Raw genomic sequence first — 12,305 nt, 5'->3', positions numbered from 1 at the left:
GCATGCGCATCACGTGCCCCAGTTGCGGCGCCGGCTTCAGCCTTGACGTGGCCCTGCAGATGGATGCCTCGCGCAGCGCGCTGATGCGTGCCCTGCACATGCCAGCGCCGCTGGCCGGCCTATGGGCGCAATACCTCGGCCTGTTCCGCAGCAAGACGCGCGCCCTGGCGCATGACCGCGCCGACAAGCTGATGGCCGAGTTGCTGCCGATGCTCGATGCCGGCGTGGTGGAGCGCAACGGCAACCAGCGCCCGGCGCCGCTGGAGCTGTGGCGCGATGCCCTGCAGCAGATGGTGGAGCTGCGCAACGCCGACAAGCTGCAGTTGCCTTTGAAGAGCCACGGCTACCTGCTGGAGATCGTCTTCGCCGCCGCCGAGCGCGGCGCCGCGCAGGCGGAGCGTCAGCAGGAAGACCAGCGCCGCCGCGGCGATCACCGCCGCACCACCAGCACACAGATGGATCGCCTGGACAAGCTCTCGCGCATCCGCGGCGACTACCAGAACGGCCTGCTCGAACGCGAACAGGCCGAAACCCGCTTGCGCGAGATCGGCTACGGCCCGGAGGTTCTCGATGCCTGACGTTGAACTCACCCGCGACACCCTGCTGGCCGCGCTACGCCATCACATCGGCCGGCGCCACGGCGTCACCGCCACCGCGCTTTGCCGCGAGGTGCTGGGCGTCACGCCCACGCCTGCCGACGAGCGCCGCCTGCGCGAGCTGGTGGTGGAACTGCGCAAGGACGGCCACCACGTGTGCGCCCACCCGCGCGACGGCTACTTCCTCGCCGACAACGCCGAGGAGCTGCAGGAAACCTGCGCGTTCCTGCACTCGCGCGCCATGTCCAGCCTGGAGCAGGAAAGCGCGATGAAGCGCGTGTCGATCCCTGATCTGGTTGGACAGGGGAGGTTGCCGTCGTGAGCCAATCTCCCAGGCAAATCGCGGTGCGGACACTGCGCGCCATGAAGGTCATCGGCTCGATCCTCGAAATCAAGGCCGGCGAGTGGGAAGAGGTCGACGAATACCTGCGTGGCCAGCTCTGGGATCTTCGAGACGCAGTGACGAAGCTGCAGAACGAGATCGATGAGACCTATCCCGGTCGCGGCCGGAGGAAGTCGGCATGAAGACGCAGACGCTGACCGAAGCGCATAAGAGCCGGATCGAGTTCTACGCCGACCTTTGCTTCAAGGCATTGCTGCGTGCTGACGACGCAGTGATGAACGGCGATTCCTATACCGCAGACATGGATCGCGACCGCGCCGCCTACTGGTCGGGCCGCGCCTTCGGCGAAGTGCTGGCCAGCACGGTGTCGGCATGACCTGCACCTGCGTCCGCAACGTCGACCGCCAACTGCGCACCAGCGGCGCACGCCTGGTGACCATGACTCCGCGCGGTCGCGATGGTCGCAAGGCCGGCGCCCCGCGCGTGTTGGTGCGCGCCATGTACGACAACCCCACCCGCCGCATTCCCCCCACGGCAGTGGCCACCCACTGTCCGTTCTGCGGCACCAAGTACAAGGACTGATCCCCATGCAAATGCAAGACATCGAATCCCGCGCCAAGGCCTTCGCCAGCGCCCGCGACGAGTTGGCCAGCCGCCTGCAGGATCTGCGCGACGAGCAGGAAACCGCCAAGCGCCGGCGCCTGCAGGGCATCAAGAATTCCCTGGCGCGCTTCACCGCCGCCCACGGCGAGTTGAAGGAGGCTATCGCCACCAGCCCGGCCGAGTTCAAGTCGCCCAAGACCCGCGTGCTCCACGGCATCAAGGTCGGGTTCGTGAAGCAGCGCGGCAAGCTGGAGCTGGGCGACGTCGACACTGTGCTCAAGCTGATCCGCAAGCACTTCCCCGACCAGGTCGACACCCTGATCAAGGTCGACGAGTCCCCGGTGAAGGCCGCCCTGCAGAACCTGCCCGCCGGCGACCTCAAGCGCCTTGGCGTGCGCATCACCGACGACGTGGACGCCGTGGTGCTCAAGCCCGTCGACGGCGATCTGAACAAGCTGATCGCCGCGCTGATCAACGACGACGACGTGGCGGAGACGCAGGCGTGAACATCAACGTTCGCACCTGCCGTTGTTGTGGCTGCACCGACATGCGGGCATGTCCAGGTGGTTGCTACTGGATCGCCGAGGATCTCTGCAGCGCCTGCGAACAGCAGGCTGCCGACGAGCTGATGCTCGCCAAAGGAGCCAATCCGTTCATGGTCAATATCTGCGGACAGATCTGCCAGACGGTGGACAGCACTGATCGTATCCACATGGTGAAGCAGTTCACTGCTTCGGAATGCCGCAGTGCGATCGCGTTGCCCAACCTACAGAAGACTGTGCTCACTGCCATCGAGCGGCGCCTGCGCAAGCTGGAGCGCGCGTCATGAGCGGCTACACCATCACCAAAGCCGAAGCCCTGTGCTTCGACCACGAGCTTCGCCAGGTAGTCGTGCTCACCTTTGACGGCACCGAGACACGCGTCACAACCTTCGGTGTCACCGCCCTGGACAGCGCCATCGCCGCCGAAGCCGGCAACCGCATCAAGCGCTCGCTGATGTGGCCGGAGTCGATGTGCAACAGCGTCTCGCTCAAGGTGCAGCGTCTCCACGACCGCATTGCGGAGCTGGAACGCCAGTTGGCTGGGGAAGCGTGATGGCCGCGGCGCAGTCGAAGACTGGCCAGGTGCTCGGCGTGCTGGGCGATGGCCCGGCCACCACCGGCGAAGTCGCCGCCGAGCTTGGCTGGTCTGTGCACCTCGCCTGCGCCCACCTGAAGAACCTGCACCTGGCCGGCCGTGTGGCACGCCAGCCATTTCCCACCGGCGATCACCGAGTCCGTTTCCTGTGGTCGCTCCCCGAACCTGAACAGACGCGCGAACGTTCGCGCATCCAGGAGTGAACGATGTTTTTCCGCAACCTCAGCCTGTTCCGTTTTTCCAACATCGTCGGAGACGACCTGAAGCGCCTCGACGAAGCGCTGGGCGAGCACCGCCTGCGCCCCTGCGGCCCGCTGGAATTGCGCACCAGGGGCTTCGTGCCGCCAGTGGGCAACGGCGAGGACGCCGCGCTCACGCTCACCGTGAAGCGTTGCACCTGGCTCACCGTGGGCGGCGAGGACAAGCTGCTGCCAGCGGCGGTGGTCAACGACGAGCTGGATCGCAAGGTGCGCAAGATCGCCAAGGAACAAAGCCGCAAGGTCGTCGGCCGCGAGCGCATGCGCATCAAGGAAGACCTGCTCACCGAACTGCTGCCGCGCGCCTTCGTGCGCAGCTCGCGGCTTTCCGGATATGTGGATACCGAGAACGGCTGGCTGGTACTGGATACCTCCAGCCGCAAGTCGGCCGAGAACGCGCTGACGCAGATCCGCGAAGCGCTGGGTAGCTTCCCCGCCGTGCCGCTGGCGCCGGAGGAAGGCCCGCGCGTGCTGATGACCGACTGGCTGGCGAACGGCAACCTGCCTACCGGCCTGGCGCTGGGCGACGAGTGCGAGCTGCGCGACCCGGCCACCCGCACCGGCGCCCGCTGGAAGGGCCGCGCCGAGGATCTGGACAGCGAGGAAGTGAAGGAGCACCTGCGCAACGGCAAGCAGGTGTTCCAGCTCGGCTTGGTGTTCGATGACCGCATGAGCTTTGTGCTGGGCGAAGACCTGATCGTGCGCAAGCTGAAGTTCCTCGACGTAGTGATCGACGAGCTGGGCGCCGACCATCAGGATGCTCTCGCCGAGGCAAGCGCCAGCTTCGCGCTGTTCACCCTGGAACTGTCGCGGCTGCTGGCCCGGATGGCGGAATGGTTCGCGCTGCCGCGCCCGTCCGATGGTGATGTCCAGTGAACCGCGCCGCCATCCTGCGCAAGATCAAGGCTTGCCTGCGCCTCGCCGGTTCATCCAATCCGAACGAAGCAGCCGCCGCGCTGCGCCAGGCGCAAGCCATGATGCGCGAGCACGGCATCAGCCATGCCGAGGCGATGGACGTCGAGGAGGCCGAGGTCAACACCCGCGCCCGTGGCGCCGAGCTGGCCAGGAGTGTGCTCTGGTTGGCGTCCCTGGCAGCGGACGGTTTCGGAGCGCAGATGATCGTCTGCCGCAAAAAGGACTGGAACAGCGGCTCCACGGTGGTTCGCTTCTACGGCTGCGACGGCGCCGCCGAGATCGCCGCGTTTGCCTTCACCGTGCTGCGTCGGCAACTGGACGCCGACCGCCTCAAGCACATCGCGCGCGTGCGCAAGCGCGGCAACCGCGAGGCTCGCGGCGAGGTGTTCGCCTTGGCTTGGGTCGATGCCGTCGCGCATCTGTTTCCCAAGGCAGTCATCACCGACGATAAGCGGCTGGCGGTCGACGAGTTCATGCGCGCGCGCTACCCAGACGCCGGCACCAGCGCCGGCCGCGACCTGACCACGCGCGGCAAGACCCGCGACGACGATGCCCAGGCCGGGCATGAGGCCGGCAGCAACGCCAGGCTGCATCGTGGTGTGAAGGGTGCTACCCAGCGCGGCTTGGAGCATCAGCCATGAAGCAGCTCCTGATCCGTCGCGTCGAGGGATGCTCGATCGCGCCTCGCGGCTACGGGATCGTGTTCGTCGACTATTTCCGCAGGGAAGCGATCTATGCGCCCATCCCGTTGAACCTCCTGATGGCCTGGTGTCGTGCCGCCTGGATCTGGATGCGGCATGGCTTCTATACCCGCGAGATGGGGCGCCGTGAAAGGGAACTCGCAGACCTGTTCCGTGCACCGGCGCGCTTCCCCTACGGCAGCTTCATTGATCCCATGATTGCTGGCGCAGGCCCGATGCGGTTCCGCTCCGGCGTCCTCTTTCGCTGGGGATCGCTCTGGATCGGCGCCCACTGGTCATCGGCCAACCGCCGCCTGTGCATCAACCTGGTTCCGTGCGTGACGATCTGGATCGTTGCGCCGGGTGGAGTCACGCCATGAACGCGGCGCGCAAGTCGAGCCCGGCTCGCAATGTCGAGCTGGCGAAGATCCACATCGCGGCCCAGCAGCTCGGCATGGACGACGACACCTACCGCGACATGCTGTGGTCGATTGGCCGCGTTCGTTCGGCCAAGGATCTCGACCTGGCCGGCCGCCAGGCAGTGCTGGCGCATCTGGTAGGTTGCGGCTGGGTCGATAGCAACGCCAACCGTGCGCGTGGCGGTAAGCCGGCCCACACCTATAAGAAGGGCAGCCAAGCGGCGCTAATTCGCCACCTGTGGACGCGCCTCGCCCAGGCCGGCCAGGTGCAGGACGGCTCCGACCGCGCCCTGCGCGCCTTCGTGCGCAGCCAGTCGGCGCCTCACCATCCTCAGCGCGCCGGCTGGGACGACCCGCGCCTGCTGCCGCGCTCGGCGGCCGGTCACATCATCGAGCATCTCAAGCAGTGGTGCGAGCGGGCGGGAGTGGCGCGCTGATGGGTTTCCGTACCGACCAGATCCCAGCTCTGATCCGAGACTGGTCGGAGATCGCCGCCGGCGTGCTCGGCGAGCATGGGATGGATAGCGACCGGGCGGCGAAGGTCGGTTTCGACATCGTCCGCACCATCTGCAACGAATACTCAGGCCAGCAGCTCTATCTCCCGGTCTGGCTGGCCAGCCGCATCAGCGAGCGCAACCAGGCCATCGTGCGCGACGCTACGGCGGGCGCCGACATCGCTGTCCTGGTCGACCGCTACAAGCTCAACATGACCACGATCTACAACATCCTGCGCCGCGCCGAACGCGCCGAGATCGCCTCCCGCCAGCGCCCCCTCTTCGACGCCGACTGACTCGCCCGCGCCCCTTTCGCCTCGCGCAACGAGTTTTCATTCCGGCTTCCCGTTATTACCCTTGATGACCCTCTGTTTCCCGGTTTATCAAGGACACGTCCCTTGGAATATCAAGGAACAGCTCACTTTTGCTTGTCCAAAAGAGAAGTAGCCAAGAGAAAACGACACCCCGATGGCGCGCCCTTCGGGCATCCTGCCCTACGGGTGCGCGGGTGGGTTCCGGGGTTTTTCGACGGGACTCCTGTCCCGGCGAAAAACTGGCCGGCATCCCTGCCGGCCACCCTACGGGCTTTCCTCCACCCACCCGCCACGCCATAGGGGCCCCGGGTAAAGCAGCGCGCTCCAAGCGCGCACTTTTGGAGAGAGCCGAAACGAAAGCCAAGGCCAAGCTCGAAACCGAAGCGCTGCAAGCTTGCAGTGCTCCTGCTTCTGGCGCGCACGATGCGCGCCTGCACTTCCGGGCCCCCTCGGGGGCGGTGAGGCGTGGACGATCAGGCCGCGCAGCGGGCGAGTCCATGGATGGACTCGCCTTTTCGACCGGGCAGGAGGCCCGGCCGAAAAGCCCGGCCACGCCTCACGGACTCGGAGGGCAGGATGCCCGCAGAGCGCCTCCGCGGGGTGCCCTTTTCTCTTGGCTACTTCTCTTTTGGGCACGCAAAAGAGAAGTAGCTCGGGCCGCGGCAGCGGCACGAAACCGCTCTGAAACTAGCGCAGGAGTCCAACCATGAACCTCCTGCGCCTAGCCCTCCGCAACCTGCGTCGCGAATGGCGCCTGCCCGAACTGCGCACGCTGGCCGGCTCGCTGCTGCTGGCCGTGCTGGCACTGGGCGTAGTGGCCACGCTGGCCACGCGGGTGGAACGCGGCATCCTCGCCAGCGCGGCGGAACTGATCGGCGGCGACATCGGCCTCTCCGCACCGCAGACCGTGCCGCAGGCATTCGCCGACGAAGCGCAGCGCGACGGCCTCGCCATCGCGCATGCCGCCGGCTTCCCCAGCGTGGCCTTCGCCAACAGCCGCAGCCAACTGCTCGACGTGGAAGCCACCGACGGCGCCTATCCGCTCCGCGGCAAGCTGGTGCTGGCCGATGCAGGCGGTCGCCAGCACAACGGCCACGGCCCCGCGGCAGGCACGGTGTATCTCGACCATCGCGCGCTGGTGGCGCTTTCGCTCAAGGTGGGCGACGCGCTGCAATTGGGCGGCAAGCCATTGCGCATCGCCGCGGAGCTGGTGCAGCAGCCCGACGGCGGCGCACTGGTGACGCTGGCGCCGCGCGCGCTGATGAGCCTGACCGATGCCGAACAAGCCGGCCTGCTTGGCACCGGCAGCCGCGCACGGCATCGCCTGCTGCTGGCCGGCACGCCGGAAGCCGTGCAGCGCTGGCGCGCGTGGGCCGAGCGGCAAACCCTGCCGCAAGGCGCGGAACTGGTCACGCCGGAACAGACGCAGGAACGCATGCGCACGGCATTCGACCGCGCGGGCGCCTTCCTGCACCTCACCGCCCTGCTGGCCGCGCTGCTGGCCGGCGTGGCGATCGCGCTGTCCGCGCAGCGCTACGCGCGGCGCAAGACGCCCGAGGTGGCCCTGTTGCGCGCCTTGGGCACGCCGCGCCGGCGCGTGCTCGGCCTGCTGCTCCTCACGCTCGCCGCGCTGGCCGTGCCGGTCGCGCTGGCCGGCAGCTTGCTCACGCTGGGTGTGGCGCAGCTGGCATGGCAGTTCGCCAGCACGCTGTTCGGCGGCATCCCCACCGAACTGCCGCTGCTGCCCGCGCTGGGCGCCGCAACCATGGGCCTGGCCGTGCTGGCCGGCTTCGCCTTGCCGCCCCTGTTGCGGCTGGCCGAGGTGGCGCCCGTCGCCGTGTTCCGCCAAAGCCTCGCGCGGCGCGTGCGCCGCTTCGACGCCCTGTACCTGCTGCCTGCGCTGGTGGCGCTGGCGCTGATCTGGAGCCAGAGCGGATCGCTGCAACTCGCCGGCATCCTTGCCGCCAGCCTCGCCGGCGTGGCGCTGGTGGCAGCGCTGCTCGCGGCGCTGCTGCTGTGGCTGGCGCGACGCGTGGCACCAGGGGCGCATCCCGCCTTGCGGCTGGGCCTTGCCGCGCTGGCGCGGCGCCGGGGCTTGAGCGTGGTGCAGGCCACTGCGCTCGCGCTCGGCCTCACCGCGCTGCTGCTGTTGTCGGTGGTGGCGCCCGCGCTGCTCGACGGCTGGCGCCGCGAACTGCCCGCCGATACGCCGAACTGGTTCGCGCTGAATCTCCAGGACGAACAGCGCGACGGCTTCGCGCAGGCGCTGACGCGCATCGGCGCCGACCGGCTCAACATGATGCCGCTGGCGGTGGGCAAGCTCGCCGCGATCAACGGCAAGCCCGTCGATGGCCTGCGCTTCGCCGATCCGCGCGCGAAGGAGTGGGCCGACCGCCAGTTGCGCCTGTCGTGGGCCGGCGCGCTACCCCCCGCCAACCGCGTGATCGCCGGGCAATGGTTCGCGGCGCAACCGAGGCAAGCCGAGGTATCGGTGGATCGCATGTGGCGCGACATGTTCGCGCTGAAGCTGGGCGACACGATGAGCTTCGACGTGGGCGAAGGCCGCATCGACGCCAGGATCGCCAGCTTCCGCCAGGTGGACTGGAGCTCGTTCCGCGTCAACTTCTTCCTGCTGCTCGATCCCGCACACGCGGGCACGCTGCCGCACACCTGGCTGGCCAGCTTCCACCTGCCGCCGGGCCACGCGCAGGCGATGGCGCAGCTGTCGCGCAACTATGCCAACCTCAGCCTGGTGGACGTGGACGACCTGCTGGCGCGCATCCGCCAGATCGTGGATCGCGTGGGCGGCGCGGTGCGCTGGATCCTGGCCTTCAGCCTGCTCGCCGGTGCGCTGGTGCTGGCCGCCTCGCTCGCCGCCAGCGCCGCCGAACGCCGCCACGAAGCCGCGCTGCTGCGCACGCTGGGCGCGCGCCGCGCGCAGCTGCGCGTGGCCGCCGCCTGCGAGTTCGCCCTGCTCGGCCTGATCGCCGGGCTCACCGCCGCATTGGGCAGCGCGGGCGCCGGCCTGTGGCTGGGCCGCGCGGTGTTCCGCATCGACGGCTTCGCACCGCCCTTGGCACCGCTGCTGCTGGGTGCGCTGGCCTGCGCCTTCGCGGTGATGCTGCTGGGGCTGGCAGGCACGCGCAAGGTGGCGCGCACCTCGCCGATGCGGCTGTTGCGGGAAGGGTGAGGCTGCCGTCACCATCCGCGGGTTCGCACCCACGCGGAGACCCCATGTACACGCTCTACTACTCCCCCGGCACCGCCAGCATGGTGGTGCACCTGGCCCTGCTGGAAACCGGCGCACCCTACGAGTTGAAGCTGGTCGATTTCGAGCGCGACGCGCAGCACGGCGACGAGTACCTACGGCTCAACCCGCGCGGCGTGGTGCCCACGCTGGTGGTCGACGGCCGGCCGCGCCACGAATCGGCCGCGCTGCTGGCGATGCTGGCCGAGCGCCATCCCGAGGCGAAGCTGATCCCGCCGCCGGGCACGCCGGAGCGCGAGGCCTGGCAGCAGTGGGTGGTCTATCTCAGCAACACGCTGATGTCCGCCTACCGCTTCTGGTTCTATCCCGCCGACCTGGGCATGGCGGAACACACCCCGGAGGTGCGCGCGGCCCTGCAGAAGAAAATCGAGGCGGTGTGGCGCCTGCTCGACACCCAGCTCGCGCAGGACGGCCCCTACCTGCTGGGCGCGAGCTTCTCCGGCGCCGACCTGCTGCTCACCATGCTGATGCGCTGGTCGCGCAACATGCCGCGCCCCGCCACCGAATGGCCCGCGCTGCAGCGGCTGGCCGACCTGGTACGCGCGCGTCCGAGCTGGAAGAAGCTGTACGAACTGGAAGGCCTGAGCGAGTGGTGACGCGCGACGGCGATGCCGCCGCCGCGGACGGATCGAACCTGTAGAGTGCGCTCTCCAACGACAAGGAAACACCCATGGCCGACCAGACTCCACCCGGCAAACCCGATCCCGGACGCCAGCGCAACATCGGCGTCGGCATCGGGCTCGGCGTAGCCATCGGCTCGGCCATCGGCGGCGCGATACACAACCTGGCGCTGGGCATCGGTGTGGGCGTCGCCATCGGCGCCGCGTTCGGCGCCAGCCGCCGCGGCACCGGCAAGCAGGATCGCGAGTGACCCCTGCCGCCATCGTCCCCGGCTGGCGCGCCAGGCTGCGATCCGAATGGCTGCTGCTGCTATTCGCCACGCTCTCGCTCATCCTGGCCCTGCTCGATCCGCACCCGCTGGCGGACTACCACCGCTGGCTGCAGATCCCCACGCTGGCTGGCCTGCTGGGCCTGATGCTGGCGATCCAGGGCATCCGCGCCAGCGGGCTGGTGCAGCACGCGGCGGGCGCGCTGGCCGCACGCGTGCACAGCCTGCGCGCGCTGGGCCTGCTGCTGGTGGCGAGCGCCGCCCTGCTCGCCACGGTGCTGACCAACGACGTGAGCCTGTTCCTGATCGTGCCGCTGACGCTGGCGATCGGCACCATCTCCAACCTGCCGGTAGCGCGCATGGCGGTGCTGGAAGCGCTGGCGGTGAACGCCGGCAGCACGCTCAGCCCCATCGGCAACCCGCAGAACCTGTTGCTGTGGCAACACTCGCAGTTGCCGTTCCCGCGCTTCGCGCTGGCCATGCTGCCCGTGGCCGCCGTGATGTTCGCGCTGGTGGCCGCGCTCACGCTGGCGTGGCTGCCGAAGGGCCGCGCGACGTTCCACCCGACGCAGGTGGACGGTCACTCGGTGGCCACGCCGCTAGCCGTCGGCTCGCTGCTCGCGCTGGCGGCGATGGTGCTGGCGATGGAATACGGCCTGGCCTTGCCGGGCGCGCTGGCGCTGGCTGTGGCCTACGCGCTGGCGGCGCGGCATGTGCTGGGGCGCATCGACTGGCTGCTGCTGGCCACGTTCGCGGCGATCTTCCTCGGCCTCGGCCACTTCGCCGCGCTGCCGCTGGTGCAGCACGGCCTCGGCCGGCTGGCGCTGGATCGCCCGCCGACCTTGTTCGTCAGCGGTATCGCGATCTCACAGATCATCAGCAACGTGCCGGCCACCGTGCTGCTGCTGGATCGCACGCACGACGCCATCGCGCTGGCGGTGGCGGTGAACGTGGGCGGCTCCGGACTGGCGATCGGGTCGCTGGCGAACCTCATCGCGCTGCGGCTGGCGGATCAGCCGCATGGCTTGCGGCTGTTCCATCGCGTGTCGATTCCGTTCCTGGTGGTGTCCGCGCCGCTGGTGTACCTGGTGTGGCGGTGGCTGGGGTAAGTCCGCCTTTCCGCTCGTGTGCTTTCGCAACACGATGTGGCCACGCTACGCCGCGCCATGCCTGAAAACCGAGGACTTTCACGCTCGTCATTCCGGCGCAGGCCGGAGGTGCCTTACAACAGCGAAGCTGGTCATCCAGTGACCTTATGGCTCGAACGAGCGTGATCGCTGCTGGATGACTCGCTGCGCTCGCCCCTCCGGGGCCGCCCTACGAGCGTTCTGCGCACTGCGTGCTTGTCCGGCCTGCGCCGGGATGACGAGCAAAGTCTTGGCGCCTTGCCCCTCGCGACGATGCGAAGGGCAAACCCTCTCGGCAAGCAGAGGTCAATCGTCGTCGCTGGGCACGCTGACCTTGCCCTTCACTCCGCTGTGGTTGACATCACCGCTGCCCTTGGCGCCAAGGCTTAGGTCGCCGCCAACGTCGTGCACGCCGAGGTCGCCCGAGCCCAGCGTGTCCGCATGCACGCTGCCGCCCACGTTGCGCAGGGTCACGTCGCCGGAGCCGATGCTGCCCACCTTCGCATCGCCCTTGATGCCGCTGACCTTGAGATCGCCCGAACCCACCGAGCCGGCCTGCAGGCTGCCCACGTCGCTGGCGTCCACGTCGCCCGAGCCCACGCTGGTGCGGAACGCGCCGGCGATGCCGGACGCGTGCAGGTCGCCCGAACCCACCGAACTGTGCAGCTGCTGCACGCCGTTCACGCTGGCGTCGCCGGAGCCCACGCGCACCGTCACCGGAAGTTCCGGCGGCAGCTGCACGTTGGCCTCGATGTTCGTGGAGTAACTGCCGAACAGGTGGAACGAGAACGTGTTCCCGCCACCCAATTCGATGATGAGCTGGTCGCCTTCGCGGCGCTGGGTGATCTGCAGCTTGTCCAGCAGCGACTGATCGGAAGCGCAGGCGCGGCCGTTCACCACCAGCTGCTTCGCGCCCGGCGTGCCGTTCACGTGCAGGTCGTAGCTGTTGACGTCGATCTGCACGCCGTGCACGCCGGCGAGGTCGACCTGCAGGTTGCGCGGCGCCTGGTATCGGCAATCGTCGGCGGCGTAGGCGATGAGCGGGGCGAGCAGCAACAGGGCAAGGGCGGTGCGGCGCATGGCGGGACTCCGTGTTGGGTATCGCCTGATCTGATGCGGCCGGGCGGCAAAAGGTTGCAAGCCTGCGAAAAAGGCGGCCAAGGGTAGTTGTCCATTTGATTTCGCGATCCATCGATCCGAGCCGCCAATGGTCTGCGCCGCCGTCCTTCGACTCCGCTTCGCTACGCTCAGGACGAACGCTGG

At 68.5% G+C, this 12,305-nt stretch carries 19 protein-coding genes; 18 read left to right on the top strand and 1 reads right to left on the bottom strand.

The window, feature by feature from the left end:
* Positions 1 to 2: 2 nt before the first annotated feature.
* From ACZ5Z2_RS03610 to ACZ5Z2_RS03525, 18 genes are all read left to right on the top strand, one after another.
* Positions 3 to 578 carry a zinc ribbon domain-containing protein gene (locus tag ACZ5Z2_RS03610; RefSeq protein ID WP_464760617.1) on the top strand — a complete coding sequence of 192 codons (576 nt, stop codon included), beginning with the start codon at positions 3 to 5 and terminating at the stop codon, positions 576 to 578.
* Positions 571 to 918 carry a hypothetical protein gene (locus ACZ5Z2_RS03605; RefSeq protein WP_464760616.1) on the top strand — a complete coding sequence of 116 codons (348 nt, stop codon included), beginning with the start codon at positions 571 to 573 and terminating at the stop codon, positions 916 to 918. Before ACZ5Z2_RS03610 ends, ACZ5Z2_RS03605 begins: the two co-directional genes overlap by 8 nt.
* Positions 915 to 1,121 carry a hypothetical protein gene (locus ACZ5Z2_RS03600; RefSeq protein WP_464760615.1) on the top strand — a complete coding sequence of 69 codons (207 nt, stop codon included), beginning with the start codon at positions 915 to 917 and terminating at the stop codon, positions 1,119 to 1,121. The genes ACZ5Z2_RS03605 and ACZ5Z2_RS03600 overlap by 4 nt, the downstream gene beginning before the upstream one ends.
* Complete coding sequence (locus ACZ5Z2_RS03595; protein WP_464760614.1) at positions 1,118 to 1,315, top strand: hypothetical protein; 198 nt, start codon at positions 1,118 to 1,120, stop codon at positions 1,313 to 1,315. The genes ACZ5Z2_RS03600 and ACZ5Z2_RS03595 overlap by 4 nt, the downstream gene beginning before the upstream one ends.
* A complete protein-coding gene (locus ACZ5Z2_RS03590) occupies positions 1,312 to 1,521 on the top strand; it encodes a hypothetical protein (RefSeq protein ID WP_464760613.1) in 210 nt (69 codons plus the stop codon). The genes ACZ5Z2_RS03595 and ACZ5Z2_RS03590 overlap by 4 nt, the downstream gene beginning before the upstream one ends.
* Positions 1,522 to 1,526: 5 nt before the next feature.
* Entirely contained in the window at positions 1,527 to 2,048 is a 522-nt protein-coding gene (locus ACZ5Z2_RS03585) for a hypothetical protein (protein WP_464760612.1), read from the top strand.
* Positions 2,045 to 2,371, top strand: a complete 327-nt coding sequence (locus ACZ5Z2_RS03580; RefSeq protein WP_464760611.1) for a hypothetical protein — start codon at positions 2,045 to 2,047, stop codon at positions 2,369 to 2,371. Before ACZ5Z2_RS03585 ends, ACZ5Z2_RS03580 begins: the two co-directional genes overlap by 4 nt.
* Positions 2,368 to 2,637, top strand: coding sequence for a hypothetical protein (locus ACZ5Z2_RS03575; RefSeq protein ID WP_464760610.1), 270 nt, complete (start codon positions 2,368 to 2,370; stop codon positions 2,635 to 2,637). Before ACZ5Z2_RS03580 ends, ACZ5Z2_RS03575 begins: the two co-directional genes overlap by 4 nt.
* The gene (locus tag ACZ5Z2_RS03570) at positions 2,637 to 2,882 is read left to right on the top strand and encodes a DprA-like winged helix domain-containing protein (RefSeq protein ID WP_464760609.1); all 246 of its coding nucleotides are present in this window, start codon (positions 2,637 to 2,639) and stop codon (positions 2,880 to 2,882) included. The genes ACZ5Z2_RS03575 and ACZ5Z2_RS03570 overlap by 1 nt, the downstream gene beginning before the upstream one ends.
* Before the next feature lie 3 nt (positions 2,883 to 2,885).
* A complete protein-coding gene (locus ACZ5Z2_RS03565; protein WP_464760608.1) occupies positions 2,886 to 3,812 on the top strand; it encodes a recombination-associated protein RdgC in 927 nt (308 codons plus the stop codon).
* Entirely contained in the window at positions 3,809 to 4,492 is a 684-nt protein-coding gene (locus ACZ5Z2_RS03560) for a DUF2786 domain-containing protein (RefSeq protein ID WP_464760607.1), read from the top strand. Before ACZ5Z2_RS03565 ends, ACZ5Z2_RS03560 begins: the two co-directional genes overlap by 4 nt.
* Entirely contained in the window at positions 4,489 to 4,911 is a 423-nt protein-coding gene (locus ACZ5Z2_RS03555) for a hypothetical protein (RefSeq protein WP_464760606.1), read from the top strand. Before ACZ5Z2_RS03560 ends, ACZ5Z2_RS03555 begins: the two co-directional genes overlap by 4 nt.
* Complete coding sequence (locus ACZ5Z2_RS03550; RefSeq protein ID WP_464760605.1) at positions 4,908 to 5,387, top strand: gp16 family protein; 480 nt, start codon at positions 4,908 to 4,910, stop codon at positions 5,385 to 5,387. Before ACZ5Z2_RS03555 ends, ACZ5Z2_RS03550 begins: the two co-directional genes overlap by 4 nt.
* Positions 5,387 to 5,740 (top strand): Mor transcription activator family protein, encoded by a 354-nt coding sequence (locus ACZ5Z2_RS03545; protein WP_464760604.1) that lies wholly within the window; start codon positions 5,387 to 5,389, stop codon positions 5,738 to 5,740. The genes ACZ5Z2_RS03550 and ACZ5Z2_RS03545 overlap by 1 nt, the downstream gene beginning before the upstream one ends.
* Positions 5,741 to 6,464: 724 nt before the next feature.
* Entirely contained in the window at positions 6,465 to 8,948 is a 2,484-nt protein-coding gene (locus ACZ5Z2_RS03540) for an ABC transporter permease (protein WP_464760603.1), read from the top strand.
* Positions 8,949 to 8,992: 44 nt separating this feature from the next.
* On the top strand, positions 8,993 to 9,622 hold the full coding sequence (locus ACZ5Z2_RS03535) for a glutathione S-transferase family protein (protein WP_464760602.1): 630 nt from the start codon (positions 8,993 to 8,995) through the stop codon (positions 9,620 to 9,622).
* A 74-nt stretch (positions 9,623 to 9,696) separates the two neighbouring features.
* Positions 9,697 to 9,897 (top strand): hypothetical protein, encoded by a 201-nt coding sequence (locus ACZ5Z2_RS03530; protein ID WP_464760601.1) that lies wholly within the window; start codon positions 9,697 to 9,699, stop codon positions 9,895 to 9,897.
* Positions 9,894 to 11,024, top strand: a complete 1,131-nt coding sequence (locus ACZ5Z2_RS03525) for an SLC13 family permease (protein WP_464760600.1) — start codon at positions 9,894 to 9,896, stop codon at positions 11,022 to 11,024. The genes ACZ5Z2_RS03530 and ACZ5Z2_RS03525 overlap by 4 nt, the downstream gene beginning before the upstream one ends.
* A gap of 324 nt (positions 11,025 to 11,348) precedes the next feature.
* Here ACZ5Z2_RS03525 and ACZ5Z2_RS03520 read toward each other — a convergent pair whose 3' ends face one another.
* Complete coding sequence (locus ACZ5Z2_RS03520; protein ID WP_464760599.1) at positions 11,349 to 12,122, bottom strand: DUF4097 family beta strand repeat-containing protein; 774 nt, start codon at positions 12,120 to 12,122, stop codon at positions 11,349 to 11,351.
* Positions 12,123 to 12,305 lie beyond the last annotated feature (183 nt).

It is taken from the genome of Rhodanobacter sp. G1 (genome assembly GCF_055397855.1).
The sequence above is the reverse complement of the archived record's forward strand: the minus strand, read 5'-3'. Positions and strand labels throughout refer to the sequence as shown.

Bases quoted from the DNA above. Each gene is read 5' to 3' on its own strand.
- ACZ5Z2_RS03610 (WP_464760617.1), top strand. From the start codon at position 3: ATGCGCATCACGTGCCCCAGTTGCGGCGCCGGCTTCAGCCTTGACGTG.
- ACZ5Z2_RS03605 (WP_464760616.1), top strand. From the start codon at position 571: ATGCCTGACGTTGAACTCACCCGCGACACCCTGCTGGCCGCGCTACGC.
- ACZ5Z2_RS03595 (WP_464760614.1), top strand. From the start codon at position 1,118: ATGAAGACGCAGACGCTGACCGAAGCGCATAAGAGCCGGATCGAGTTC.
- ACZ5Z2_RS03590 (WP_464760613.1), top strand. From the start codon at position 1,312: ATGACCTGCACCTGCGTCCGCAACGTCGACCGCCAACTGCGCACCAGC.
- ACZ5Z2_RS03585 (WP_464760612.1), top strand. From the start codon at position 1,527: ATGCAAATGCAAGACATCGAATCCCGCGCCAAGGCCTTCGCCAGCGCC.
- ACZ5Z2_RS03575 (WP_464760610.1), top strand. From the start codon at position 2,368: ATGAGCGGCTACACCATCACCAAAGCCGAAGCCCTGTGCTTCGACCAC.
- ACZ5Z2_RS03570 (WP_464760609.1), top strand. From the start codon at position 2,637: ATGGCCGCGGCGCAGTCGAAGACTGGCCAGGTGCTCGGCGTGCTGGGC.
- ACZ5Z2_RS03565 (WP_464760608.1), top strand. From the start codon at position 2,886: ATGTTTTTCCGCAACCTCAGCCTGTTCCGTTTTTCCAACATCGTCGGA.
- ACZ5Z2_RS03555 (WP_464760606.1), top strand. From the start codon at position 4,489: ATGAAGCAGCTCCTGATCCGTCGCGTCGAGGGATGCTCGATCGCGCCT.
- ACZ5Z2_RS03550 (WP_464760605.1), top strand. From the start codon at position 4,908: ATGAACGCGGCGCGCAAGTCGAGCCCGGCTCGCAATGTCGAGCTGGCG.
- ACZ5Z2_RS03545 (WP_464760604.1), top strand. From the start codon at position 5,387: ATGGGTTTCCGTACCGACCAGATCCCAGCTCTGATCCGAGACTGGTCG.
- ACZ5Z2_RS03540 (WP_464760603.1), top strand. From the start codon at position 6,465: ATGAACCTCCTGCGCCTAGCCCTCCGCAACCTGCGTCGCGAATGGCGC.
- ACZ5Z2_RS03535 (WP_464760602.1), top strand. From the start codon at position 8,993: ATGTACACGCTCTACTACTCCCCCGGCACCGCCAGCATGGTGGTGCAC.
- ACZ5Z2_RS03530 (WP_464760601.1), top strand. From the start codon at position 9,697: ATGGCCGACCAGACTCCACCCGGCAAACCCGATCCCGGACGCCAGCGC.
- ACZ5Z2_RS03520 (WP_464760599.1), bottom strand. From the start codon at position 12,122: ATGCGCCGCACCGCCCTTGCCCTGTTGCTGCTCGCCCCGCTCATCGCC.